At 68.8% G+C, this 20,648-nt stretch carries 28 protein-coding genes; all 28 read left to right on the top strand.

What is annotated here, in order from left to right:
* The first annotated feature begins 199 nt into the window (after nucleotides 1-199).
* The 28 genes from ACFY23_RS20295 to rplO all read left to right on the top strand — a co-directional run bounded on the left by ACFY23_RS20295 (nucleotide 200) and on the right by rplO (nucleotide 20,456).
* Nucleotides 200-4,087, top strand: a complete 3,888-nt coding sequence (locus ACFY23_RS20295; protein WP_350682017.1) for a DNA-directed RNA polymerase subunit beta' — start codon at nucleotides 200-202, stop codon at nucleotides 4,085-4,087.
* Nucleotides 4,088-4,186: 99 nt separating this feature from the next.
* Nucleotides 4,187-4,558, top strand: a complete 372-nt coding sequence (locus tag ACFY23_RS20290; RefSeq protein ID WP_350682007.1) for a hypothetical protein — start codon at nucleotides 4,187-4,189, stop codon at nucleotides 4,556-4,558.
* A gap of 422 nt (nucleotides 4,559-4,980) precedes the next feature.
* Nucleotides 4,981-5,403, top strand: a complete 423-nt coding sequence (locus tag ACFY23_RS20285; RefSeq protein ID WP_350682015.1) for a hypothetical protein — start codon at nucleotides 4,981-4,983, stop codon at nucleotides 5,401-5,403.
* A gap of 618 nt (nucleotides 5,404-6,021) precedes the next feature.
* The gene (gene rpsL, locus ACFY23_RS20280; protein ID WP_014440718.1) at nucleotides 6,022-6,396 is read left to right on the top strand and encodes a 30S ribosomal protein S12; all 375 of its coding nucleotides are present in this window, start codon (nucleotides 6,022-6,024) and stop codon (nucleotides 6,394-6,396) included.
* A 1-nt stretch (nucleotide 6,397) separates the two neighbouring features.
* On the top strand, nucleotides 6,398-6,868 hold the full coding sequence (gene rpsG, locus ACFY23_RS20275; protein ID WP_013735957.1) for a 30S ribosomal protein S7: 471 nt from the start codon (nucleotides 6,398-6,400) through the stop codon (nucleotides 6,866-6,868).
* Nucleotides 6,869-6,943: 75 nt separating this feature from the next.
* Nucleotides 6,944-9,040 (top strand): elongation factor G, encoded by a 2,097-nt coding sequence (fusA, locus tag ACFY23_RS20270; RefSeq protein WP_350682004.1) that lies wholly within the window; start codon nucleotides 6,944-6,946, stop codon nucleotides 9,038-9,040.
* A gap of 221 nt (nucleotides 9,041-9,261) precedes the next feature.
* Nucleotides 9,262-10,455, top strand: coding sequence for an elongation factor Tu (gene tuf, locus ACFY23_RS20265; protein WP_350682002.1), 1,194 nt, complete (start codon nucleotides 9,262-9,264; stop codon nucleotides 10,453-10,455).
* A 350-nt stretch (nucleotides 10,456-10,805) separates the two neighbouring features.
* Nucleotides 10,806-11,114 (top strand): 30S ribosomal protein S10, encoded by a 309-nt coding sequence (gene rpsJ / locus ACFY23_RS20260; RefSeq protein ID WP_007073037.1) that lies wholly within the window; start codon nucleotides 10,806-10,808, stop codon nucleotides 11,112-11,114.
* A gap of 11 nt (nucleotides 11,115-11,125) precedes the next feature.
* Nucleotides 11,126-11,791, top strand: a complete 666-nt coding sequence (gene rplC / locus ACFY23_RS20255) for a 50S ribosomal protein L3 (RefSeq protein ID WP_350682000.1) — start codon at nucleotides 11,126-11,128, stop codon at nucleotides 11,789-11,791.
* A complete protein-coding gene (rplD, locus tag ACFY23_RS20250; protein ID WP_350681998.1) occupies nucleotides 11,788-12,438 on the top strand; it encodes a 50S ribosomal protein L4 in 651 nt (216 codons plus the stop codon). Before rplC ends, rplD begins: the two co-directional genes overlap by 4 nt.
* A complete protein-coding gene (gene rplW, locus ACFY23_RS20245) occupies nucleotides 12,435-12,737 on the top strand; it encodes a 50S ribosomal protein L23 (RefSeq protein WP_076466668.1) in 303 nt (100 codons plus the stop codon). The genes rplD and rplW overlap by 4 nt, the downstream gene beginning before the upstream one ends.
* Before the next feature lie 12 nt (nucleotides 12,738-12,749).
* On the top strand, nucleotides 12,750-13,589 hold the full coding sequence (gene rplB / locus ACFY23_RS20240) for a 50S ribosomal protein L2 (protein ID WP_046567215.1): 840 nt from the start codon (nucleotides 12,750-12,752) through the stop codon (nucleotides 13,587-13,589).
* Nucleotides 13,590-13,601: 12 nt separating this feature from the next.
* Nucleotides 13,602-13,883: a 30S ribosomal protein S19 gene (gene rpsS / locus ACFY23_RS20235; protein ID WP_088647003.1), complete on the top strand. Its 282-nt coding sequence runs from the start codon at nucleotides 13,602-13,604 to the stop codon at nucleotides 13,881-13,883.
* A gap of 40 nt (nucleotides 13,884-13,923) precedes the next feature.
* On the top strand, nucleotides 13,924-14,382 hold the full coding sequence (gene rplV / locus ACFY23_RS20230) for a 50S ribosomal protein L22 (RefSeq protein WP_091102565.1): 459 nt from the start codon (nucleotides 13,924-13,926) through the stop codon (nucleotides 14,380-14,382).
* Complete coding sequence (gene rpsC, locus ACFY23_RS20225) at nucleotides 14,382-15,236, top strand: 30S ribosomal protein S3 (protein WP_091102569.1); 855 nt, start codon at nucleotides 14,382-14,384, stop codon at nucleotides 15,234-15,236. The genes rplV and rpsC overlap by 1 nt, the downstream gene beginning before the upstream one ends.
* Before the next feature lie 3 nt (nucleotides 15,237-15,239).
* Nucleotides 15,240-15,665: a 50S ribosomal protein L16 gene (gene rplP / locus ACFY23_RS20220; protein WP_073834927.1), complete on the top strand. Its 426-nt coding sequence runs from the start codon at nucleotides 15,240-15,242 to the stop codon at nucleotides 15,663-15,665.
* Nucleotides 15,665-15,901, top strand: coding sequence for a 50S ribosomal protein L29 (gene rpmC, locus ACFY23_RS20215; RefSeq protein WP_350681994.1), 237 nt, complete (start codon nucleotides 15,665-15,667; stop codon nucleotides 15,899-15,901). The genes rplP and rpmC overlap by 1 nt, the downstream gene beginning before the upstream one ends.
* Nucleotides 15,898-16,173 (top strand): 30S ribosomal protein S17, encoded by a 276-nt coding sequence (gene rpsQ / locus ACFY23_RS20210; protein WP_088998356.1) that lies wholly within the window; start codon nucleotides 15,898-15,900, stop codon nucleotides 16,171-16,173. The genes rpmC and rpsQ overlap by 4 nt, the downstream gene beginning before the upstream one ends.
* A gap of 97 nt (nucleotides 16,174-16,270) precedes the next feature.
* A complete protein-coding gene (gene rplN, locus ACFY23_RS20205) occupies nucleotides 16,271-16,639 on the top strand; it encodes a 50S ribosomal protein L14 (RefSeq protein WP_007073026.1) in 369 nt (122 codons plus the stop codon).
* Complete coding sequence (gene rplX / locus ACFY23_RS20200) at nucleotides 16,636-16,956, top strand: 50S ribosomal protein L24 (protein WP_172896341.1); 321 nt, start codon at nucleotides 16,636-16,638, stop codon at nucleotides 16,954-16,956. The genes rplN and rplX overlap by 4 nt, the downstream gene beginning before the upstream one ends.
* The gene (gene rplE, locus ACFY23_RS20195; RefSeq protein WP_350681992.1) at nucleotides 16,956-17,525 is read left to right on the top strand and encodes a 50S ribosomal protein L5; all 570 of its coding nucleotides are present in this window, start codon (nucleotides 16,956-16,958) and stop codon (nucleotides 17,523-17,525) included. Before rplX ends, rplE begins: the two co-directional genes overlap by 1 nt.
* A 1-nt stretch (nucleotide 17,526) precedes the next feature.
* Nucleotides 17,527-17,712 carry a type Z 30S ribosomal protein S14 gene (locus ACFY23_RS20190; protein WP_007465272.1) on the top strand — a complete coding sequence of 62 codons (186 nt, stop codon included), beginning with the start codon at nucleotides 17,527-17,529 and terminating at the stop codon, nucleotides 17,710-17,712.
* A gap of 118 nt (nucleotides 17,713-17,830) precedes the next feature.
* Nucleotides 17,831-18,238, top strand: a complete 408-nt coding sequence (rpsH, locus tag ACFY23_RS20185) for a 30S ribosomal protein S8 (RefSeq protein ID WP_013288624.1) — start codon at nucleotides 17,831-17,833, stop codon at nucleotides 18,236-18,238.
* A 16-nt stretch (nucleotides 18,239-18,254) separates the two neighbouring features.
* Complete coding sequence (rplF, locus tag ACFY23_RS20180) at nucleotides 18,255-18,797, top strand: 50S ribosomal protein L6 (protein ID WP_091102572.1); 543 nt, start codon at nucleotides 18,255-18,257, stop codon at nucleotides 18,795-18,797.
* Nucleotides 18,794-19,183, top strand: a complete 390-nt coding sequence (gene rplR, locus ACFY23_RS20175) for a 50S ribosomal protein L18 (protein WP_091102576.1) — start codon at nucleotides 18,794-18,796, stop codon at nucleotides 19,181-19,183. The genes rplF and rplR overlap by 4 nt, the downstream gene beginning before the upstream one ends.
* Nucleotides 19,184-19,216: 33 nt before the next feature.
* The gene (gene rpsE / locus ACFY23_RS20170) at nucleotides 19,217-19,831 is read left to right on the top strand and encodes a 30S ribosomal protein S5 (RefSeq protein ID WP_067359624.1); all 615 of its coding nucleotides are present in this window, start codon (nucleotides 19,217-19,219) and stop codon (nucleotides 19,829-19,831) included.
* Nucleotides 19,831-20,013 (top strand): 50S ribosomal protein L30, encoded by a 183-nt coding sequence (gene rpmD / locus ACFY23_RS20165; RefSeq protein ID WP_007073018.1) that lies wholly within the window; start codon nucleotides 19,831-19,833, stop codon nucleotides 20,011-20,013. Before rpsE ends, rpmD begins: the two co-directional genes overlap by 1 nt.
* Nucleotides 20,013-20,456, top strand: coding sequence for a 50S ribosomal protein L15 (gene rplO / locus ACFY23_RS20160; protein ID WP_350681988.1), 444 nt, complete (start codon nucleotides 20,013-20,015; stop codon nucleotides 20,454-20,456). The genes rpmD and rplO overlap by 1 nt, the downstream gene beginning before the upstream one ends.
* Nucleotides 20,457-20,648: the final 192 nt, after the last annotated feature.

Genomic DNA, 20,648 nt, shown 5'->3' with positions numbered 1-20,648 from the left:
TTTTTTTGTGTGGGGGGGGGGGGGGGGGGGGTTTTGTGTTGGGGGGGGGGGGGGTTTTGGGGTGGGGTTGGTGGGGGGGGGGGGGGGGGGGGGCGGGGGGGGGTTGTGTTGGGGGGGGGGGGGGGGGGGGGGGGGCGCCCCCCCCCCCCCCCCACCCCACCCACTAGCTAGCAGTACAGACGACGACATAGGGGACATGGTGCTCGACGTCAACTTCTTCGACGAGCTGCGCATTGGCCTCGCCACCGCCGACGACATCCGTCAGTGGTCGCACGGCGAGGTCAAGAAGCCTGAAACGATCAACTACCGCACCCTGAAGCCGGAAAAGGACGGGCTCTTCTGCGAGAAGATCTTCGGTCCGCAGCGGGACTGGGAGTGCTACTGCGGTAAGTACAAGCGGGTCCGCTTCAAGGGCATCATCTGCGAGCGCTGTGGCGTCGAGGTGACCCGGTCGAAGGTCCGCCGTGAGCGCATGGGCCACATCGAGCTCGCCGCTCCGGTGACCCACATCTGGTACTTCAAGGGCGTGCCGAGCCGGCTGGGCTACCTGCTGGACCTCGCCCCCAAGGACCTCGAGAAGATCATCTACTTCGCTTCGTACGTCGTGACGAGCGTGGACGCCGAGGCGCGTCACCGCGACCTCTCGACGATCGAGAACGAGATCCTGGCCGAGAAGCGGCAGGCCGAGAACAGCCGCGACTCGGAGATCGAGAAGCGGGCCGCCAAGCTCGAGGCCGACCTGGCCGAGTTGGAGGCCGAGGGTGCCAAGGCGGACGTCCGGCGCAAGGTCAAGGAGGGCGGAGAGCGCGAGATGCGCCAGATCCGCGACCGGGCCCAGCGCGAGATCGACCGCCTGGACGAGGTGCTCGACACCTTCCGCAAGCTGGAGCCGAAGCAGCTGGTCACCGACGAGCTGCTCTACCGCGAGCTGCGGGACCGGTTCGGCGAGTACTTCACCGGCGGCATGGGCGCCGAGGCCATCAAGGCGCTGGTCCAGAACATGGACCTCGACGCCGAGGCCGAGAGCCTGCGCGAGACCATCCGCTCCGGCAAGGGCCAGCGGAAGATCCGGGCGCTCAAGCGGCTCAAGGTCGTCGCGGCGTTCCTGAACACCCGCAACTCGCCGCTCGGCATGGTGCTGGACTGCGTCCCGGTCATCCCGCCGGACCTGCGCCCGATGGTGCAGCTCGACGGTGGCCGCTTCGCGACCTCGGACCTGAACGACCTGTACCGCCGCGTGATCAACCGGAACAACCGCCTCAAGCGGCTGATCGACCTCGGCGCGCCCGAGATCATCGTCAACAACGAGAAGCGGATGCTCCAGGAGGCCGTCGACGCGCTGTTCGACAACGGCCGTCGCGGCCGGCCGGTCACCGGCCCGGGTAACCGCCCGCTCAAGTCGCTGTCCGACATGCTCAAGGGCAAGCAGGGCCGGTTCCGCCAGAACCTGCTGGGCAAGCGCGTCGACTACTCCGGCCGTTCGGTGATCGTGGTCGGCCCGAAGCTCAAGCTGCACCAGTGCGGCCTGCCCAAGCAGATGGCGCTGGAGCTGTTTAAGCCCTTCGTGATGAAGCGGCTGGTCGACCTCAACCACGCGCAGAACATCAAGTCCGCCAAGCGGATGGTCGAGCGGCAGCGGCCGGTCGTGTGGGACGTGCTCGAAGAGGTCATCGGCGAGCACCCCGTCCTGCTGAACCGGGCGCCGACCCTGCACCGGCTGGGCATCCAGGCCTTCGAGCCGCAGCTGGTCGAGGGCAAGGCCATCCAGATCCACCCGCTGGTCTGCACCGCGTTCAACGCCGACTTCGACGGTGACCAGATGGCGGTGCACGTGCCGCTGTCCGCCGAGGCCCAGGCCGAGGCGCGGATCCTGATGCTGTCGTCGAACAACATCCTCAAGCCGGCCGACGGCAAGCCGGTCACCATGCCCACCCAGGACATGGTCATCGGCCTCTACCACCTCACCCACCTCACCGCCGGTGAGCGGGGCGAGGGCCGGGCGTTCAGCTCGGACGCCGAGGCCCGGATGGCCTTCGACAACGGCGAGCTGCACCTGCAGGCTCCGGTGAAGATCCGGCTGCGTGGCGTGGTCGGGGTCGACAACGGTGCCGGCGCCGAGCCGTGGACCGCCCCGGAGGGCTGGGTCGAGGGCGACCCGCTGACCGTGGAGACCACCCTCGGCCGGGTGCTGTTCAACGAGACGCTGCCGCAGGGCTACCGCTTCGTGAACTACGAGATCCGCAAGGGCCAGCTCTCCGCGATCGTCAACGACCTCGCCGAGCGCTTCCCCAAGGTGGCCCTCGCGGCCACCCTGGACGGGCTCAAGGAGGCCGGTTTCCACTGGGCCACCTGGTCCGGCGTGACGATCGGCATGGAGGACGTCATCGCTCCGCCGCGCAAGCGGGAGATCCTGGAGCGGTACGAGAAGGAAGCCGACCGGATCGACAAGCAGTACCAGCGTGGTCTGATGACCGCCGAGGAGCGCCGCGGCGAGCTCATCGAGATCTGGACCAAGGCGACCAACGAGGTCGCCAAGGAGATGGACACCGCGCTGCCGCAGGAGAACCCGCTGTGGAAGATGATCAACTCGGGTGCCCGCGGTAACCTGCTCCAGCTCCGGCAGATCGCGGCGATCCGTGGTCTGGTGGCCAACCCGAAGGGTGAGATCATCCCGCGGCCCATCAAGGCCAGCTACCGGGAGGGTCTGTCCGTGCTGGAGTACTTCATCTCCACGCACGGTGCCCGGAAGGGTCTCGCGGACACCGCCCTGCGTACCGCCGACTCGGGTTACCTGACCCGTCGTCTCGTGGACGTCTCGCAGGACGTGATCATCCGCGAGGAGGACTGCGGCACCGACCGCGCCATCCCGATGCAGATCGGCGAGCGGATCGACGGCAAGCTGGTCGTGCACGAGCACGCCGAGACCAGCGTGCACGCCCGGACGCTGGCCGACGACATCAAGGGGCCGGACGGCACCGTCGTCGCCGAGCGGGGTCAGGACATCAACTCGATCCTGGTCGACAAGATCGTCGCCGCCGGGGTGGAGACGGTCCGGGTGCGCAGCGTGCTCACCTGCGAGTCGAAGCTGGGCGTCTGCGGTGCGTGCTACGGCCGCTCGCTGCCGACCGGCAAGACTGTGGACGTCGGCGAGGCGGTCGGCATCATCGCCGCCCAGTCGATCGGTGAGCCGGGTACGCAGCTGACGATGCGTACCTTCCACACCGGTGGTGTCGCGGGTGAGGACATCACCCAGGGTCTGCCCCGTGTCCAGGAGATCTTCGAGGCCCGGGTCCCGAAGGGCAAGGCGCCCATCGCCGACACCCCGGGTCGGATCCGGATCGAGGACGGCGAGCGGTCGCGGAAGATCATCGTGGTGCCGGACGACGGCAGCGACGAGATCGTCTACGACAAGATCTCCAAGCGGGTCCGGCTGCGGACCCACGACGGGGACCACGTCGAGGTCGGCGAGAAGCTCACCGAGGGCACCATCGACCCGCACGAGCTGCTGCGCATCCTTGGCCCGCGCGCGGTCCAGGTCCACCTGACCCAGGAGGTCCAGGAGGTCTACCGCTCGCAGGGTGTGCTCATCCACGACAAGCACATCGAGATCATCATCCGCCAGATGCTCAAGCGGGTGACGGTCATCGACTCCGGCTCGACCGAGTTCCTGCCGGGCGTGCTGGTCGACCGGGCGCTGTTCGAGTCGGAGAACCGCCGACTCGTCTCCGAGGGCGGCGAGCCCGCCGCCGGTCGCCCGGTGCTGATGGGTATCACCAAGGCCTCGCTGGCCACCGACTCCTGGCTCTCGGCGGCCTCCTTCCAGGAGACCACCCGGGTGTTGACCGACGCGGCGATCAACTCGCGCAGCGACTCGCTCGTCGGCCTCAAGGAGAACGTGATCATCGGTAAGCTCATCCCGGCCGGTACGGGCATCAGCAAGTACCGCAACGTCCGGGTCGAGCCGACCGAGGAGGCGAAGGCCAAGGTCTACTCGATGACCGGCTACCCGGAGACCGACTACGGCTTCGGGCCGGCCAGCGGTCAGGCGGTTCCGCTGGACGACTTCGACTTCGGGTCGTACCGCTAAACAGCACGGACGACGAGGCCCCCGGCAGCCGCCGGGGGCCTCGTCGCGTCCCGGGGATCGGCCGGCCGGTCCCGGCGGGGCCGGGGCATGATGGTGGGCATGACGACCGCACCCGGGCAGGCGCCCGTCGCCCCGCCGGTGCCGCCGCGCCATCCGCTCGACCCGGACCCGGCCCGGGCCACCAAGGCGAAGGCGGTCTTCGCGCTGGGCCTGATCGGCGCGCTGACCGGCCTGTTCGTCGGCGGCGTGGTGCCCGCCACGGTGGCGCTCCTGCTCGCCCGGCAGGCGCGCCGCGAGGCGTACGCGTCGGGAGGCTTCCTGACCGGCGCGGCCTGGCTGCGCCAGGGGGAGCGGCTGGCCTGGACGGGCCTGGTCCTGGTCGCGGTCACCCTGGTGGCCGCGGTGGTGGTCGGGGTGGTCCGCCTCGCCGACACGCCCTACGGGCAGGACTTCGCGCCGAACGTGGACTGACCGCCCGGGCGAACGGGTCGCGCCGGGAGCGGGTCGCCCGCCCGCCGGCGGTAGCCTGGCCCGGTGTCCGTCGCGCGGCGGTGGACGCCGAGACGTCGACAGGAGGATCCGTGACGGAACCGGCGCGCTTCCCGGGCAGCGACCCCGCGGCGCCCCCCGCCGCGCACCCGGACGTCGCCCCGCCCGACGTGGGGCAGTGGGCGCGGCCCGACGCGGCTGCCCCGTCCGCCCCGACGGGGTACGCCCCACCGCCCGCGGTGGGCGGCTGGAGCACGCCTCCTGGCTCGGGTGCCGGATCGCCTCCCGGCGTGCCTTCCGGTTCGGGTCCCGGCTGGGGTGGCGGCTCGCCTCCCGGCGCGGGTGCCGGCATGCCTTCCGGGTCGGGTCCCGGCTGGGGCGGCGCCGCCGCCCTCCCGTCCCTGATGCCTCCGCCGCCGCCGCGCGAGCCCGGCCCGCCGCCGAAGCGGGTCGAGGCGGTCGCCGGCACGCCGTTCGGCGTGGTGCACCTGGATGTGCCCCCGGTCACCTCCGGCCTCGCGGTCGGTTCCCTGGTGGCCGGGATCGTCTCGATTCTCGTCGCGCTGCTGGTGGTCTGTTTCGGCGCGGTCGCCGCCATGGGCGGCGCCTGGGCGGCCGGCGCCTTCACCGTGCTGGGCGTGCTGGCGGGGGCTGGCGCGATCGTCGCCGGCCTGTTCGGGCTGCGGCAGATCCGCCGTGCGGCGCCGCCGCCGGCGGTCCGGTTCACCGGGCGGGGACTGGCCGTGGCCGGCGTGAGCTGCGGCGGGGCGGGCCTGCTGCTCAGCATGCTCGGGCTGGGGCTGGCGTTGCTGGTGGCGCTGGCGTGACACGGAGCGGCGACGGTGTCCTGACGGTGCCGGCGTGACACGGGGCCGCGACGGCGGGATGGCGCCGCTGGCGTGACAACGATCGGCGACGGCGGGCTGGCGTCGCCGGTGGCGCCTCCTGTGACGCGGGGCCGCGACGGCGGGGCGCCAGCGGGCCGCCCCGGGGTCGCCGGGCCGGTTCCAGGGGAAGCCGGTACACTTGTGACCGTAGGTGCCCATCACGGGCGGACAGGCGCGACGGGTTCGATCGGCGGGCGGGTGAGACGCTCCGCCGGCCACTCCGTTTTGACCTGTGCGGTTGTGGTAGGTACTCTTTCCCCTTGTGCCCGGGCAAGCCCGGGCAACTCGTGCGTGCGCTGGATCCGGCGAGCCGGAGATCGCGCGGGAGCACGACAAAGCCAAAGACCCGGCGCGCGGCCTGCCGTGTGCCGGTGAAAGACCCCGGTCGACACGCGCGAGCGCCGACGCCGGGACCGTGAGCTGGGCGACACGCCCGACCGCGGGTGCCGGGACCTCCGCGAGGTGGCCCTGGTCGGAATGTAGGAGAGCCGGTCACCAGGTCGGCTACGGCAGAAGGCGCGGCCGCCACACAGCGGCCGAAGGGAGCGGAGAAACCCGGTGCCCACGATCCAGCAGCTGGTCCGAAAGGGCCGCCAGGCAAAGACGAGCAAGACCAAGACCCCGGCGCTGAAGGGTTCCCCTCAGCGGCGCGGCGTGTGCACCCGCGTGTACACCACCACCCCGAAGAAGCCGAACTCGGCGCTGCGCAAGGTCGCTCGTGTCAAGCTCAGCAGCCAGATCGAGGTGACCGCCTACATCCCGGGTGTCGGCCACAACCTGCAGGAGCACTCGATCGTGCTCGTCCGTGGCGGCCGTGTGAAGGACCTCCCCGGCGTGCGTTACAAGATCGTCCGCGGCTCGCTGGACACCCAGGGTGTCCGCAACCGCAAGCAGGCGCGCAGCCGTTACGGCGCGAAGAAGGAGAAGAGCTGACATGCCGCGTAAGGGACCCGCTCCGCGGAAGCCGCTGGTCGCTGACCCGGTGTACAACTCGCCGCTGGTCACCCAGCTGGTAAACAAGATCCTGCTGCGCGGTAAGCGTCAGCTCGCCGAGCGCATCGTCTACGCCGCCCTCGAGGGCTGCCGCGAGAAGTCCGGCACCGACCCGGTCGTCACCCTCAAGCGGGCGATGGACAACGTCAAGCCGACCCTCGAGGTGCGCAGCCGCCGCGTCGGTGGCGCCACCTACCAGGTCCCGGTCGAGGTCCGCCCGGCCCGGGCGACCACCCTGGGCCTGCGCTGGCTGGTCACCTACTCCCGCGCCCGTCGCGAGAAGACCATGGTCGAGCGGCTGATGAACGAGCTGCTGGACGCGAGCAACGGCCTCGGTGCCGCCGTCAAGCGGCGCGAGGACACGCACAAGATGGCCGAGTCGAACAAGGCCTTCGCGCACTACCGCTGGTAACACCCTGGTTCCGGCGTCCACGTGACGCCGGAACCGCCACCAGTTGTGTCGAGACGACGATAAGTAGGGATTGAAGTGGCCGCCGCAGACGCGCTCGCCAACGTACGCAACATCGGCATCATGGCCCACATCGATGCCGGTAAGACCACCACCACCGAGCGGATCCTGTTCTACACCGGCATCACGTACAAGATCGGTGAGGTCCACGAGGGCGGTGCCGTCATGGACTGGATGGAGCAGGAGCAGGAGCGTGGTATCACCATCACCTCCGCTGCTACCAAGTGTGAGTGGAAGGGCCACACGATCCAGATCATCGACACGCCCGGCCACGTCGACTTCACGGTCGAGGTCGAGCGGTCGCTGCGGGTGCTGGACGGCGCGGTCGCGGTCTACGACGGTGTCGCCGGCGTGGAGCCGCAGACGGAGAACGTCTGGCGGCAGGCGGACAAGTACAACGTCCCCCGGATGTGCTTCGTCAACAAGCTCGACCGGACCGGCGCCGACTTCTTCCGCTGCGTGCAGATGATGATCGACCGGCTCAACGCCACCCCGCTGGTGCTCCAGATCCCGATCGGCGCCGAGTCCGACTTCATCGGCGTCGTCGACCTGGTCGAGATGCGGGCGCTCACCTGGCGCGGCGAGACCCAGAAGGGTGAGGACTACGCGGTCGAGGAGATCCCGGCCGACCTCGCCGACTCCGCCGCCGAGTGGCGCGAGAAGCTCATGGAGACCCTGGCCGACGTCGACGACGCGGTGATGGAGAAGTACCTGGAGGGCGAGGAGATCTCCGTCGAGGAGATCAAGGCCGCCATCCGCCGGGCCACCATCGCCGGCAAGGCCAACCCGGTCCTCACCGGCACCGCCTTCAAGAACAAGGGCATCCAGCCGATGCTGGACGCCGTCGTCGCGTACCTGCCGTCGCCGCTGGACATCCCGGCGATCGAGGGCACGGCCACCGACGGCGAGACCCCGATGCAGCGCAAGCCGTCGAAGTCGGAGCCGTTCTCGGGCCTCGCCTTCAAGATCCAGACGGACAAGCACCTCGGCAAGCTCACCTACGTCCGGATCTACTCCGGCACGCTCGAGTCCGGCTCCCAGGTGGTCAACTCCACCAAGGACCGCAAGGAGCGGATCGGCAAGATCTACCAGATGCACGCCAACAAGCGGGAAGAGCGCAGCTCGGCCCAGGCTGGCGACATCATCGCGGTGCAGGGTCTGAAGCAGACCACCACCGGCGACACGCTGTGTGACCCGGCGAACCCGGTCATCCTGGAGTCGATGACCTTCCCGGAGCCGGTCATCGAGGTCGCCATCGAGCCGAAGACCAAGGCCGACCAGGAGAAGCTCAGCACCGCCATCCAGCGGCTGGCCGAGGAGGACCCGACCTTCCGCGTCAAGCTGGACGACCAGACCGGTCAGACGGTCATCTCCGGCATGGGCGAGCTGCACCTGGACATCCTGGTCGACCGGATGCGCCGCGAGTTCAACGTCGAGGCCAACATCGGTAAGCCGCAGGTGGCGTACCGCGAGACCATCCGCCGCAAGGTGGAGAAGGTCGAGTACACCCACAAGAAGCAGACCGGTGGTTCCGGCCAGTACGCCCGGGTGATCATCAGCCTGGAGCCGCTGCCGCTGGGCAACGACGCGCCGACCTACGAGTTCGCCAACGCGGTGACCGGTGGCCGCATCCCCCGGGAGTTCATCCCGTCGGTGGACGCGGGCGCGCAGGACGCCATGCAGTACGGCATCCTCGCCGGCTTCCCCCTGGTGGGCGTCAAGCTCACCCTGGTGGACGGCCAGTACCACGAGGTCGACTCGTCGGAAATGGCGTTCAAGATCGCCGGCTCGATGGCGATGAAGGAGGCGGCCCGCAAGGCCGACCCCGCGCTGCTCGAGCCGATGATGGCCGTTGAGGTCACCACTCCTGAGGAGAACATGGGTGACGTCATCGGCGACCTCAACTCCCGCCGTGGCATCATCCAGGCGATGGAGGAGCGCAGCGGCGCCCGCGTCGTCCGGGCCCTGGTGCCGTTGTCGGAGATGTTCGGCTACGTCGGCGACCTGCGGTCGAAGACCCAGGGCCGGGCTAGCTACAGCATGCAGTTCGACTCCTACGCCGAGGTTCCGGCCTCGGTAGCGAAGGAGATCATCGCCAAGGCGACGGGTGAGTGACGCTCACCTGAGCTGATCCGATGACCCGGGGCTGGTCGCGGGAGGGGCTTCCCGCCCGCGGCCACCTCGGTCGGATTGCGTGAATCCGGGCCTGTAGGCTTCATCGCCGCAGAACCCACAAAGGCTCTCCGGCCGTCAGGCCGGAAAGGCTGTCGACAGAGTCCTAAGCGCCGACCGGCGCGCCGGGGCGAACGAACCAAGAAGTCCACAGGAGGACACCAGTGGCGAAGGCGAAGTTCGAGCGGACTAAGCCGCACGTCAACATCGGCACCATTGGTCACATCGACCACGGTAAGACGACGCTGACGGCGGCCATCACCAAGGTCCTGCACGACCAGTACCCGGACCTCAACCCGTACACGCCGTTCGACGAGATCGACAAGGCGCCGGAGGAGAAGGCCCGCGGCATCACGATCTCCATCGCGCACGTCGAGTACCAGACCGAGGCGCGGCACTACGCGCACGTCGACTGCCCCGGTCACGCCGACTACATCAAGAACATGATCACCGGTGCCGCGCAGATGGACGGCGCGATCCTGGTGGTCGCGGCGACCGACGGCCCGATGCCGCAGACCCGCGAGCACGTGCTGCTGGCCCGCCAGGTCGGCGTGCCGTACATCGTCGTGGCGCTCAACAAGAGCGACATGGTCGACGACGAGGAGCTCCTGGAGCTCGTCGAGCTCGAGGTCCGCGAGCTGCTGTCGAACCAGGACTACCCGGGTGACGACCTGCCGGTCGTCCGGGTCTCGGCGCTGAAGGCCCTCGAGGGCGACCCCGAGTGGACCAGCAAGCTGCTGGACCTGATGACCGCGGTCGACACCGCGATCCCGCAGCCGGAGCGCGAGACCGAGAAGCCGTTCCTGATGCCGATCGAGGACGTCTTCACGATCACCGGTCGTGGCACCGTCGTCACCGGTCGCGCGGAGCGCGGCGTGCTCAAGCCGAACGAGGAGGTGGAGATCGTCGGCATCCGCGAGAAGTCGATGAAGACGACCTGCACCGGCATCGAGATGTTCCGCAAGCTGCTCGACGAGGCCCGCGCGGGTGAGAACGTCGGTCTGCTGCTGCGTGGCATCAAGCGCGAGGACGTCGAGCGCGGCATGGTCGTCATCAAGCCGGGCACCACGACCCCGCACACGGAGTTCGAGGCGACGGTCTACATCCTCTCCAAGGAGGAGGGCGGCCGGCACACCCCGTTCTTCCAGAACTACCGTCCGCAGTTCTACTTCCGGACCACGGACGTCACCGGTGTCGTCACGCTCCCCGAGGGCACCGAGATGGTCATGCCGGGTGACAACACCACCATGACGGTGAAGCTGATCCAGCCCATCGCCATGGAGGAGAACCTCAAGTTCGCGATCCGCGAGGGTGGCCGTACTGTCGGCGCCGGGTTCGTCACCAAGATCATCAAGTGAGCTAGGTAACCCCGATTAGACCCGCCGCCGGTCGTGCGGCATACTAGTCAGGTTGCGTAACGACAGTTCGCTGCCCGTGTTCGGCTTTCGTCGAACCTCCGGGCTGCAGGACAGTCGGGCGTAGGGTGGTTGGCGGCCCGTCCGTCAACCACCCTCGCACGGCGTTCAGGTCGCGGTAGTGCGATCGGCGCCTTGACCCACCGCGCGGTCAGAATCGCTCCGGAGTCCCGGGGCGGAGCCTGACCCGAGGGCGCGACACGCCCGACCGCGGGGGTCGGCGAAGAGGGCCTGTACCAGCCGGTACAGGCGCCCGCAACACAGCGGCATCGAGAGAAGGAACAGAAGCCACCATGGCGGGACAGAAGATCCGCATCCGGCTCAAGGCCTATGACCACGAGGTCGTCGACTCCTCGGCTCGGAAGATCGTCGAGACGGTGACGCGTACCGGGGCGCAGGTCGCGGGCCCGGTGCCGCTGCCCACGGAGATCAACCGTTTCTGCGTTATCCGCTCGCCGCACAAGTACAAGGACTCGCGCGAGCACTTCGAGATGCGCACGCACAAGCGGCTGATCGACATCATCGACCCGACCCCGAAGACGGTCGACTCGCTCATGCGCCTCGACCTGCCGGCTGGCGTCGACATCGAGATCAAGCTGTAGGGACCGGACAAATGGACAGGCAAGTCAAGGGGATCCTGGGCGCAAAGCTCGGCATGACCCAGGTCTGGGACAACAACCGCGTTGTCCCGGTGACCGTGGTTCAGGCCGGCCCGTGCGTCATCAGCCAGGTTCGTAGCGCCGAGAAGGACGGTTACTCCGCGGTCCAGCTGGCGTACGGCACGATCGACCCGCGCAAGGTCAAGAAGCCGATCAGCGGGCACTACGCGAAGGCCGACGTCGCGCCGCGCCGGCACATCGTCGAGCTGCGCACCGCCGACGCGGCGGACTACTCGCTCGGCCAGGAGGTCACGGTCGAGGAGTTCCCGGCCGGTGTCTCGATCGACGTGACCGGCAAGACCAAGGGCAAGGGCTACGCCGGCCCGATGAAGCGTCACGGCTTCCACGGTCTGCGCGCCAGCCACGGTGTCGAGCGCAAGCACCGCTCGCCGGGCTCCATCGGCGCCTGCGCCACCCCGGGTCGTGTCTTCAAGGGCACCCGGATGGCCGGCCGGATGGGTGGCGTGCGCTACACCGTCCAGAACCTGACCGTCCAGGCGGTCGACACCGAGAACAACCTCCTGCTCGTCCGCGGTGCCATCCCCGGCCCCAAGGGCGCGCTGGTCCTGGTCCGCACCGCGGCCAAGACCAAGGTGAAGAAGGGCGGTGTGGCCAAGTGACCACCGTTGACGTCCTCTCCGTCGAAGGCAACAAGAGCGGCTCCGTCGAGCTGCCCGCCGACATCTTCGACGTCCAGGCCAATGTCGCGCTGATGCACCAGGTCGTGGTGGCCCAGCTCGCGGCGGCCCGGCAGGGCACGCACAAGGCCAAGACCCGCGGCGAGGTCGCCGGTGGCGGCAAGAAGCCGTACAAGCAGAAGGGCACCGGTCGTGCCCGGCAGGGCTCGATCCGCGCGCCGCAGTTCGCCGGCGGTGGCGTGGTGCACGGTCCCGTGCCGCGCGACTACAGCCAGCGCACCCCGAAGAAGATGAAGGCCGCCGCCCTGCGTGGCGCCCTGTCGGACCGGGCCCGCGCCGGGCAGGTGCACGTCGTCGAGGCGTTCGTCTCTGGCGAGAAGCCGTCGACCAAGGCCGCCCTGGCCACGCTGGCCAAGCTGACCGACGCCCGCCGGGTGCTGGTCGTGCTGAGCAGCACCGACGAGCTGAACTGGGTGTCGCTGCGCAACGAGCCGCGGGTGCACCTGATCGAAGCCGGCCAGCTCAACACGTACGACGTGCTGGTGGCCGACGACGTGGTCTTCACGAAGGACGCCCTGGACGAGTTCCTCGGTGTTCCCGCCGAGACCACCGAGGAGGGTGGCAAGTGAGCACGATCGCCGACCCGCGCGACATCATCGTGGCGCCGGTCGTCTCGGAGAAGAGCTACAGCGAGCTGAACCGCAACTGGTACACCTTCCTGGTGCACCCGGACGCGAACAAGACCGAGATCAAGATCGCTATCCAGCAGATCTTCAACGTCCGCGTCCTGACGGTCAACACGCTCAACCGCGAGGGCAAGCGCAAGCGGACCCGCACCGGGTTCGGCAAGCGCAAGGACACCAAGCGGGCGATGGTGAAGCTGGCTGACGGTGACCGTATCGAGGCCTTCGGCGGCCCGGTCAGCTGAGGGGTGTAGACAATGGCTATCCGTAAGTACAAGCCGACGACGCCGGGCCGGCGTGGCTCGAGCGTCGCCGACTTCGCCGAGATCACCCGGTCGACGCCCGAGAAGTCGCTGCTGGCTCCGCTGCCGAAGAAGGGCGGGCGCAACGCCCACGGCCGGATCACCACGCGGCACCACGGTGGCGGTCACAAGCGCCAGTACCGTCTGATCGACTTCAAGCGGGTCGACAAGGACGGCGTGCCGGCGAAGGTCGCCCACATCGAGTACGACCCGAACCGCACCGCGCGTATCGCGCTGCTGCACTACGCCGACGGCGAGAAGCGCTACATCATCGCGCCGAAGGACCTGAAGCAGGGCGACGCCGTCGAGTCCGGTCCGGGCGCCGACATCAAGCCGGGCAACAACCTGCCGCTGCGCAACATCCCGGTCGGTACCACCATCCACAACGTGGAGCTGCGTCCGGGCGGCGGGGCCAAGCTGGCCCGCTCGGCCGGCGTCGGCATCCAGCTGCTCGGCCGCGAGGGCGCGTACGCGACCCTGCGCATGCCGTCCGGTGAGATCCGGCGGGTCGACGTGCGCTGCCGCGCCAGCATCGGCGAGATCGGCAACGCCGACCAGTCGAACATCAACTGGGGCAAGGCCGGCCGTATGCGGTGGAAGGGCAAGCGCCCGACCGTCCGTGGTGTCGCGATGAACCCGGTCGACCACCCGCACGGTGGTGGTGAGGGTAAGACCTCCGGCGGTCGCCACCCGGTCAACCCGCAGGGTAAGCCCGAGGGCCGCACCCGTCGTAAGGGCCAGCCGAGTGACCGGCTGATCGTCCGCCGCCGCTACGCCACGCGTAAGCGCGGCTGAGGGAGATAAGACATGCCTCGCAGCCTGAAGAAGGGCCCGTTCATCGACGACCACCTGCTCAAGAAGGTGGAGACGCAGAACGACAAGGGCTCGAAGAACGTCATCAAGACCTGGTCGCGGCGCTCGACGATCATCCCGGAGATGCTGGGTCACACGATCGCCGTGCACGACGGACGCAAGCACGTCCCGGTGTTCGTGACCGAGGCGATGGTCGGGCACAAGCTCGGCGAGTTCGCGCTGACCCGCACGTTCAAGGGTCACGAGAAGGACGACCGGAAGAGCCGTCGGCGCTGACGCCGCGGGCATACGGATAGAGGAACAAGGGGTTACAGCGATGCCAGGAAAGGGCGACGCTCCGGTGCTTCCGGGCGCGCGGGCGGTTGCGCGGCACGTGCGCATCTCGCCGATGAAGGCGCGCCGGGTGGTCAACCTCGTCCGCGGCCTGCCCGCGAAGGAGGCGCTCACGGTGCTGCAGTTCGCGCCGCAGGCTGCGAGCGAGCAGGTGTACAAGGTGCTCGCGAGCGCGATCGCCAACGCGGAGAACAACGAGCGGCTGGACCCCGACGCGCTGCTCGTCAGCGAGGCGTACGTGGACGAGGGCCCGACCATGAAGCGGTTCCAGCCGCGGGCGCAGGGCCGGGCGTACCGGATCCGCAAGCGCACCTGCCACATCACCGTCGCGGTCGAGGCCGTGGCGCCGGCCGCACCGAAGAAGGCCGCGGCGAAGAAGGCGGCCCCGGCGAAGCAGGCGGAGCCGGCTGAGACGCAGAGCAAGACGGAGGGCGCCGAGTAATGGGTCAGAAGGTTCACCCGCACGGGTTCCGGCTCGGCATCTCGACCGACTGGAAGTCCCGCTGGTTCGCGGACAAGCTCTACAAGGACTACATCGGCGAGGACGTCAAGATCCGCCGCATGATGTCCAAGGGCCTCGAGCGTGCCGGCATCTCCAAGGTCGACATCGAGCGCACCCGGGACCGGGTCCGCGTCGACATCCACACCGCCCGGCCGGGCATCGTCATCGGCCGCAAGGGTGCGGAGGCCGACCGGATCCGCGGCGAGCTCGAGAAGCTGACCGGCAAGCAGGTCCAGCTGAACATCATCGAGGTGAAGAGCCCCGAGTCGGACGCGCAGCTCGTCGCCCAGGGCGTCGCCGAGCAGCTGTCCAGCCGGGTCAGCTTCCGTCGGGCGATGCGCAAGGCCATGCAGTCCGCGATGAAGAACCCGGTCTGCAAGGGCATCCGGGTCCAGGTCTCGGGCCGTCTCGGCGGTGCCGAGATGAGCCGGACCGAGTTCTACCGCGAGGGCCGGGTCCCGCTGCACACGCTGCGGGCCAACATCGAGTACGGCTTCTTCGAGGCCCGTACCACCTTCGGCCGGATCGGCGTGAAGGTCTGGATCTACAAGGGCGACGCGGTGCCGGGTCGGGAGACCCCGGCCGAGGCTCCGTCTCGCCCGCGCCGTGAGCGCGGCGACCGCCCCGAGCGGCCGCGCCGTGGTCGGTCCGGCTCGTCCGGGACGACCGCCGGCGGCACCGAGGCCGGCCGGGCCGCCGCGACCACCATCGCGCAGCAGGCCGAGACGCCGAGTGGTGACGCGGTGGATCCCGCCGCCGTCTCCGCCGCGGCAGAAACGCAGCAGGAGGGCTGACAGATGCTGATGCCGCGCAAGCCCCCGAAGGGCTTCCGCAAGCCGCACCACCCGGACCGCCACGGCGCATCCAAGGGTGGTAACCGGGTGGTGTTCGGCGAGTTCGGAATCCAGGCTCTCGAGCCGGCGTACGTGACCAACCGCCAGATCGAGTCGGCGCGTATCGCGATGACCCGCCACATCAAGCGTGGTGGCAAGGTCTGGATCACGATCTTCCCGGACCAGGCCCTCACCAAGAAGCCGGCCGAGACCCGGATGGGTTCCGGTAAGGGTTCGCCCGAGTGGTGGGTCGCCAACGTGAAGCCGGGGCGGGTCCTCTTCGAGATGTCCTTCCCCAACGAGCAGATCGCGCGAGAGGCGATGCGTCGCGCGATCCACAAGCTCCCGATGAAGTGCCGGATTGTTACGCGCGAAGTGGGTGAATCCTGATGGCAGCGGGCGTCAAGCCTTCCGAGCTGCGTGAGCTCTCCGAGGAGGAGCTGGTCACGAAGCTGCGTGAGGCCAAGGCGGAGCTGTTCAACCTCCGCGTGCAGGCCGCAACCGGGCAGCTGGACAACAACCGGCGGCTGCAGGTCATCCGTCGGGAGATCGCCCGGATCTACACGATCATGCGTGAGCGCGAGCTGGGTCTCTCGGTCGCGCCGACTGAGGTGACTGCATCATGAGCGAGAACACCACCGCCGCCGCGCGGGCCCGCCGCAAGGTGCGTGAGGGCCTCGTGGTCAGCGACAAGATGGAAAAGACCGTCGTCGTCGAGGTCGAGGACCGGGTCAAGCACGCGCTGTACGGCAAGATCATGCGCCGTACCAGCAAGCTGAAGGTGCACGACGAGCAGAACACCGCCGGCATCGGCGACCGGGTCCTGATCATGGAGACCCGGCCGCTGTCCGCCACCAAGCGGTGGCGGCTCGTGGAGATCCTGGAAAAGGCCAAGTAGCGAAGGCTCAAGCTCGCCCGGCGTCAGTCGGGCGCGGGTTCCGCCAGGCTCCGGCCGCCTCGCGCGGCCGGAGAACCGGCAGACATAGGAGATAGACGTGATTCAGCAGGAGTCGCGACTGCGCGTCGCCGACAACACGGGTGCTCGGGAGATCCTGTGCATCCGGGTTCTCGGTGGCTCCGGTCGGCGCTACGCGAGCATCGGCGACGTCATCGTGGCCACCGTCAAGGACGCGATCCCGGGTGCCGGTGTGAAGAAGGGCGACGTCGTCAAGGCCGTCGTCGTTCGCACCGCCAAGGAGAAGCGGCGGCCGGACGGTTCGTACATCCGCTTCGACGAGAACGCCGCCGTCATCATCAAGGACGGCGGGGACCCGCGCGGCACCCGTATCTTCGGCCCGGTGGGTCGGGAACTGCGGGACAAGCGGTTCATGAAGATCATCTCTCTCGCGCCGGAGGTGTTGTGACCGTGAAGGTCAAGAAGGGCGACACGGTCGTCGTCATCGCCGGCAAGGACAAGGGTGCCAAGGGCAAGGTCATCGCGGCCTACCCGCGGCAGGACAAGGTCCTGGTCGAGGGCGTGAACCGGGTCAAGAAGCACACCCGCATCAGCACCACCCAGCGTGGCGCCAAGACCGGTGGCATCGTCACCCAGGAGGCCCCGATCCACGTCTCGAACGTGCAGGTCCTGGACTCCGACGGCAAGCCGACCCGCGTCGGTTACCGGATCGACGAAAACGGCCAGAAGGTCCGCATCGCGCGTAGCACCGGTAAGGACCTGTGATGACCACGGCTACCGAAACCAAGACCATGCCGCGCCTCAAGGAGCGGTACCGCAACGAGATCGTGGCCCAGCTGCAGGAGCAGCACAAGTACGGCAACCCGATGCAGGTGCCGCGGCTGGTCAAGATCGTCGTCAACATGGGTGTCGGCGAGGCCGCCCGGGACGCCAAGCTGATCGACGGCGCCGTCCGGGACCTGGCCACCATCACCGGCCAGAAGCCGCAGGTGCGGCGGGCGACCAAGTCCATCGCGCAGTTCAAGCTCCGCGAGGGCATGCCGATCGGCGCGAAGGTGACCCTCCGCGGCGACCGGATGTGGGAGTTCCTGGACCGGCTGCTGTCGATCGCGCTGCCGCGTATCCGCGACTTCCGCGGTCTCGACGGGCGCAAGCTCGACGGGCACGGCAACTACACGTTCGGCCTGACCGAGCAGTCGGTGTTCCACGAGATCGACCAGGACAAGATCGATCGGCAGCGGGGCATGGACATCACGGTGGTCACGACCGCCACGACCGACGACGAGGGCCGGGCGCTGCTCAAGCTCCTGGGCTTCCCGTTCAAGGAGAACTGAGATGGCCAAGAAGGCGCTGATCATCAAGGCGGCCGCGAAGCCGAAGTTCTCGGTTCGCGCGTACACCCGCTGCCAGCGGTGCGGGCGCCCCAAGGCGGTCTACCGCAAGTTCGGTCTCTGCCGGGTCTGCATCCGGGAGATGGCCCACCGCGGTGAGCTGCCGGGCGTTTCCAAGGCTTCCTGGTAAGGGCGACCGCGTCCCGGCCGCCGGGCCGGGACCCCTTGCACCGATCACGTATTGCTCTTCGCCGTAGGCCCGGGGCGGAAGGCCCCGGGAACCCCGGCGAGAAAGGCTGACGAAATCCATGACGATGACCGACCCGATCGCAGACATGCTCACGCGTCTGCGTAACGCCAACCAGGCGTACCACGACCGGGTGACGATGCCCTACTCGAAGATCAAGGCGAACATCGCCGAGGTCCTCAAGGCCGAGGGTTACATCGCCACCTGGTCGGTCGAGGAGCCCGAGGAGGGCGCCGTCGGCAAGCGACTGGTCGTCGAGCTGAAGTACGGCCAGAACCGGGAGCGGAGCCTGGCCGGCATCAAGCGCGTGTCCAAGCCCGGTCTGCGGGTTTACGCCAAGTCGGACGGGCTCCCGCGGGTGCTCGGCGGGCTGGGCGTGGCGATCATTTCGACGTCCCAGGGGCTGCTCACCGACCGGCAGGCCCGCAAGCGGAGCGTTGGCGGGGAAGTCCTCGCCTTCGTCTGGTAACGGGAGACAGGTAGAAATGTCGCGTATTGGACGTAAGTCGATCCCGGTGCCAGCCGGCGTCGACATCACGATCGACGGCCAGACCGTCAAGGTCAAGGGCCCCAAGGGCGAGCTCTCGCACACCCTGGCCGAGCCGATCACGATCGACCGGGCCGAGGACGGGCAGCTGAACGTCAACCGCCCGAACGACGAGCGCAAGGCCAAGGAGCTGCACGGCCTCAGCCGTACCCTGGTCGCCAACATGATCGTCGGCGTCACCGAGGGCTACCGCAAGAGCCTGGAGATCGCCGGCACCGGTTACCGCGTGACCGCCAAGGGCAAGGACCTGGAGTTCGCGCTCGGGTTCTCGCACCCCGTGCTGGTTCCGGCGCCGGAGGGCATCACCTTCACGGTGGAGAAGCCGACGCTGTTCCACGTGGCCGGCATCGACAAGCAGCTTGTCGGTGAGGTCGCCGCCAACATCCGGAAGATCCGCCCGCCGGAGCCCTACAAGGGCAAGGGCGTGAAGTACCAGGGCGAGGTCATCCGCCGCAAGGCTGGAAAGGCAGGTAAGAAGTGAGCGCCACGCTGCTCAAGCGCCGCCGCGGCGTCGCCGCCAAGCGTGCCGTCGGGCGTGCGCGTCGGCACTTCCGGGTCCGCAAGAACATCAGCGGCACCGCCGAGCGTCCCCGCCTCGTGGTCACCCGCTCCCTGCGGCACATCGTCGCCCAGATCGTGGACGACACCAAGGGTCACACCCTGGCGTCGGCCTCGACCCTGGACGCCTCGCTGCGCGGCTCGGAGGGCGACAAGAGCGCCCTGGCCGGCAAGGTCGGCGCCCTGCTCGCCGAGCGGGCCAAGGCCGCCGGCATCTCCAAGGTCGTCTTCGACCGCGGTGGCAACCGGTACGCGGGGCGGGTCGCCGCGCTTGCCGACGCCGCCCGCGAAGCCGGGCTCGAGTTCTAGAAACCCCGTCACGAGAGAGAAGGAAGGCTGCTGATGCCAGGTCAACAGCGCCGTGGCGGCGGGTCCGGTGGCAACGAGGGTGGTCGCCGCGACAACCGCCGTGAGGGCGGCCGCGGAAACGCGCCCGTCGAGAAGACCCCGCACCTCGAGCGGGTCGTCGCGATCAACCGCGTCGCCAAGGTCGTGAAGGGTGGTCGTCGCTTCAGCTTCACCGCCCTGGTGATCGTGGGCGACGGCGACGGCACCGTCGGTGTGGGCTACGGAAAGGCCAAGGAGGTGCCCGCGGCGATCGCCAAGGGTGTCGAGGAGGCCAAGAAGCACTTCTTCAAGGTGCCGCGGATCGGTGCCTCGATCCCGCACCCGGTGCAGGGCGAGGACGCGGCCGGTGTGGTGCTGCTCAAGCCGGCCTCGGCCGGTACGGGTGTCATCGCCGGTGGCCCGGTGCGCGCCGTGCTGGAGTGCGCGGGTATCCACGACGTGCTCTCCAAGAGCCTCGGCTCGTCGAACCCGATCAACATCGTGCACGCCACGGTGGCGGCGCTGAAGGGGCTCGAGTCCCCCGAGGCTGTCGCCGCGCGTCGTGGCCTGCCGGTCGAGGACGTCGCGCCGGCCGCCATGCTGGCGTCGCGGGCGGGGGTGGCTTCCTGATGGCTCGCCTGAAGGTCACCCAGGTCCGGTCCGAGATCGGGACCAAGCAGAACCAGCGTGACTCGCTGCGCTCGCTCGGTCTCAAGCGGATCAACGACGTGGTGGTCAAGGAGGACCGTCCGGAGATCCGCGGCATGATCTTCGCGGTCAACCACCTCGTGAAGGTCGAGGAGGTCGAGTAATGACGATCAAGGTCCACCACCTGCGCCCGGCGCCCGGTGCCAAGACCGCGAAGACCCGCGTGGGTCGCGGTGAGGGCTCGAAGGGTAAGACGGCCGGTCGCGGTACCAAGGGTTCCAAGGCCCGCAAGAACATCTCGGCGGCGTTCGAGGGTGGGCAGATGCCCATCCACATGCGCCTGCCGAAGATGAAGGGCTTCAAGAACAAGTTCAAGGTGGTCTTCCAGGTGGTCAACCTGGACCGGCTCGCCGAGCTGTTCCCGAACGGCGGCCAGGTCGGCCCGCTGGAGCTCGTCGAGGCCGGCGCGGTCCGCAAGGGCCAGCCGGTCAAGGTCCTCGGCACCGGGGACCTCGGCGGGGTCACCCTCCAGGTGTCGGCGCACGCGTTCAGCGCGTCGGCCAAGGAGAAGATCACCGCCGCCGGTGGCACCGTCACCGAGCTGTAAGGGTTGTACGACACATGGCGCCCGTCCAGTTGTCCCAACTGGGCGGGCGCCATGGTCTCCCCGGCATGTGTGCGCCGGGTAACATCGGATTCGGTTTATGTAGCCGGGCACATCTGCCCGGACCGGGATCGGGCTGTTAGAGTCCCTTCCCAGCTATGGATATCGGGCGCTCGCCCGGCACCCACCCCGACC

This window comes from Micromonospora sp. NPDC000121, from assembly GCF_042899165.1.
Classification (GTDB): domain Bacteria; phylum Actinomycetota; class Actinomycetes; order Mycobacteriales; family Micromonosporaceae; genus Micromonospora.
This window is presented reverse-complemented; position numbering and strand designations above follow the sequence as displayed.

Excerpts from the sequence above, each read along its gene's own strand:
- ACFY23_RS20290 (WP_350682007.1), top strand. The coding sequence starts at position 4,187 with ATGACGACCGCACCCGGGCAGGCGCCCGTCGCCCCGCCGGTGCCGCCG.
- ACFY23_RS20285 (WP_350682015.1), top strand. The coding sequence starts at position 4,981 with ATGCCTCCGCCGCCGCCGCGCGAGCCCGGCCCGCCGCCGAAGCGGGTC.
- rpsG (WP_013735957.1), top strand. The coding sequence starts at position 6,398 with ATGCCGCGTAAGGGACCCGCTCCGCGGAAGCCGCTGGTCGCTGACCCG.
- rpsJ (WP_007073037.1), top strand. The coding sequence starts at position 10,806 with ATGGCGGGACAGAAGATCCGCATCCGGCTCAAGGCCTATGACCACGAG.
- rplC (WP_350682000.1), top strand. The coding sequence starts at position 11,126 with ATGGACAGGCAAGTCAAGGGGATCCTGGGCGCAAAGCTCGGCATGACC.
- rplB (WP_046567215.1), top strand. The coding sequence starts at position 12,750 with ATGGCTATCCGTAAGTACAAGCCGACGACGCCGGGCCGGCGTGGCTCG.
- rpsS (WP_088647003.1), top strand. The coding sequence starts at position 13,602 with ATGCCTCGCAGCCTGAAGAAGGGCCCGTTCATCGACGACCACCTGCTC.
- rplV (WP_091102565.1), top strand. The coding sequence starts at position 13,924 with ATGCCAGGAAAGGGCGACGCTCCGGTGCTTCCGGGCGCGCGGGCGGTT.
- rpsC (WP_091102569.1), top strand. The coding sequence starts at position 14,382 with ATGGGTCAGAAGGTTCACCCGCACGGGTTCCGGCTCGGCATCTCGACC.
- rplP (WP_073834927.1), top strand. The coding sequence starts at position 15,240 with ATGCTGATGCCGCGCAAGCCCCCGAAGGGCTTCCGCAAGCCGCACCAC.
- rpmC (WP_350681994.1), top strand. The coding sequence starts at position 15,665 with ATGGCAGCGGGCGTCAAGCCTTCCGAGCTGCGTGAGCTCTCCGAGGAG.
- rpsQ (WP_088998356.1), top strand. The coding sequence starts at position 15,898 with ATGAGCGAGAACACCACCGCCGCCGCGCGGGCCCGCCGCAAGGTGCGT.
- rplE (WP_350681992.1), top strand. The coding sequence starts at position 16,956 with ATGACCACGGCTACCGAAACCAAGACCATGCCGCGCCTCAAGGAGCGG.
- ACFY23_RS20190 (WP_007465272.1), top strand. The coding sequence starts at position 17,527 with ATGGCCAAGAAGGCGCTGATCATCAAGGCGGCCGCGAAGCCGAAGTTC.
- rpsH (WP_013288624.1), top strand. The coding sequence starts at position 17,831 with ATGACGATGACCGACCCGATCGCAGACATGCTCACGCGTCTGCGTAAC.
- rplF (WP_091102572.1), top strand. The coding sequence starts at position 18,255 with ATGTCGCGTATTGGACGTAAGTCGATCCCGGTGCCAGCCGGCGTCGAC.
- rpsE (WP_067359624.1), top strand. The coding sequence starts at position 19,217 with ATGCCAGGTCAACAGCGCCGTGGCGGCGGGTCCGGTGGCAACGAGGGT.
- rpmD (WP_007073018.1), top strand. The coding sequence starts at position 19,831 with ATGGCTCGCCTGAAGGTCACCCAGGTCCGGTCCGAGATCGGGACCAAG.
- rplO (WP_350681988.1), top strand. The coding sequence starts at position 20,013 with ATGACGATCAAGGTCCACCACCTGCGCCCGGCGCCCGGTGCCAAGACC.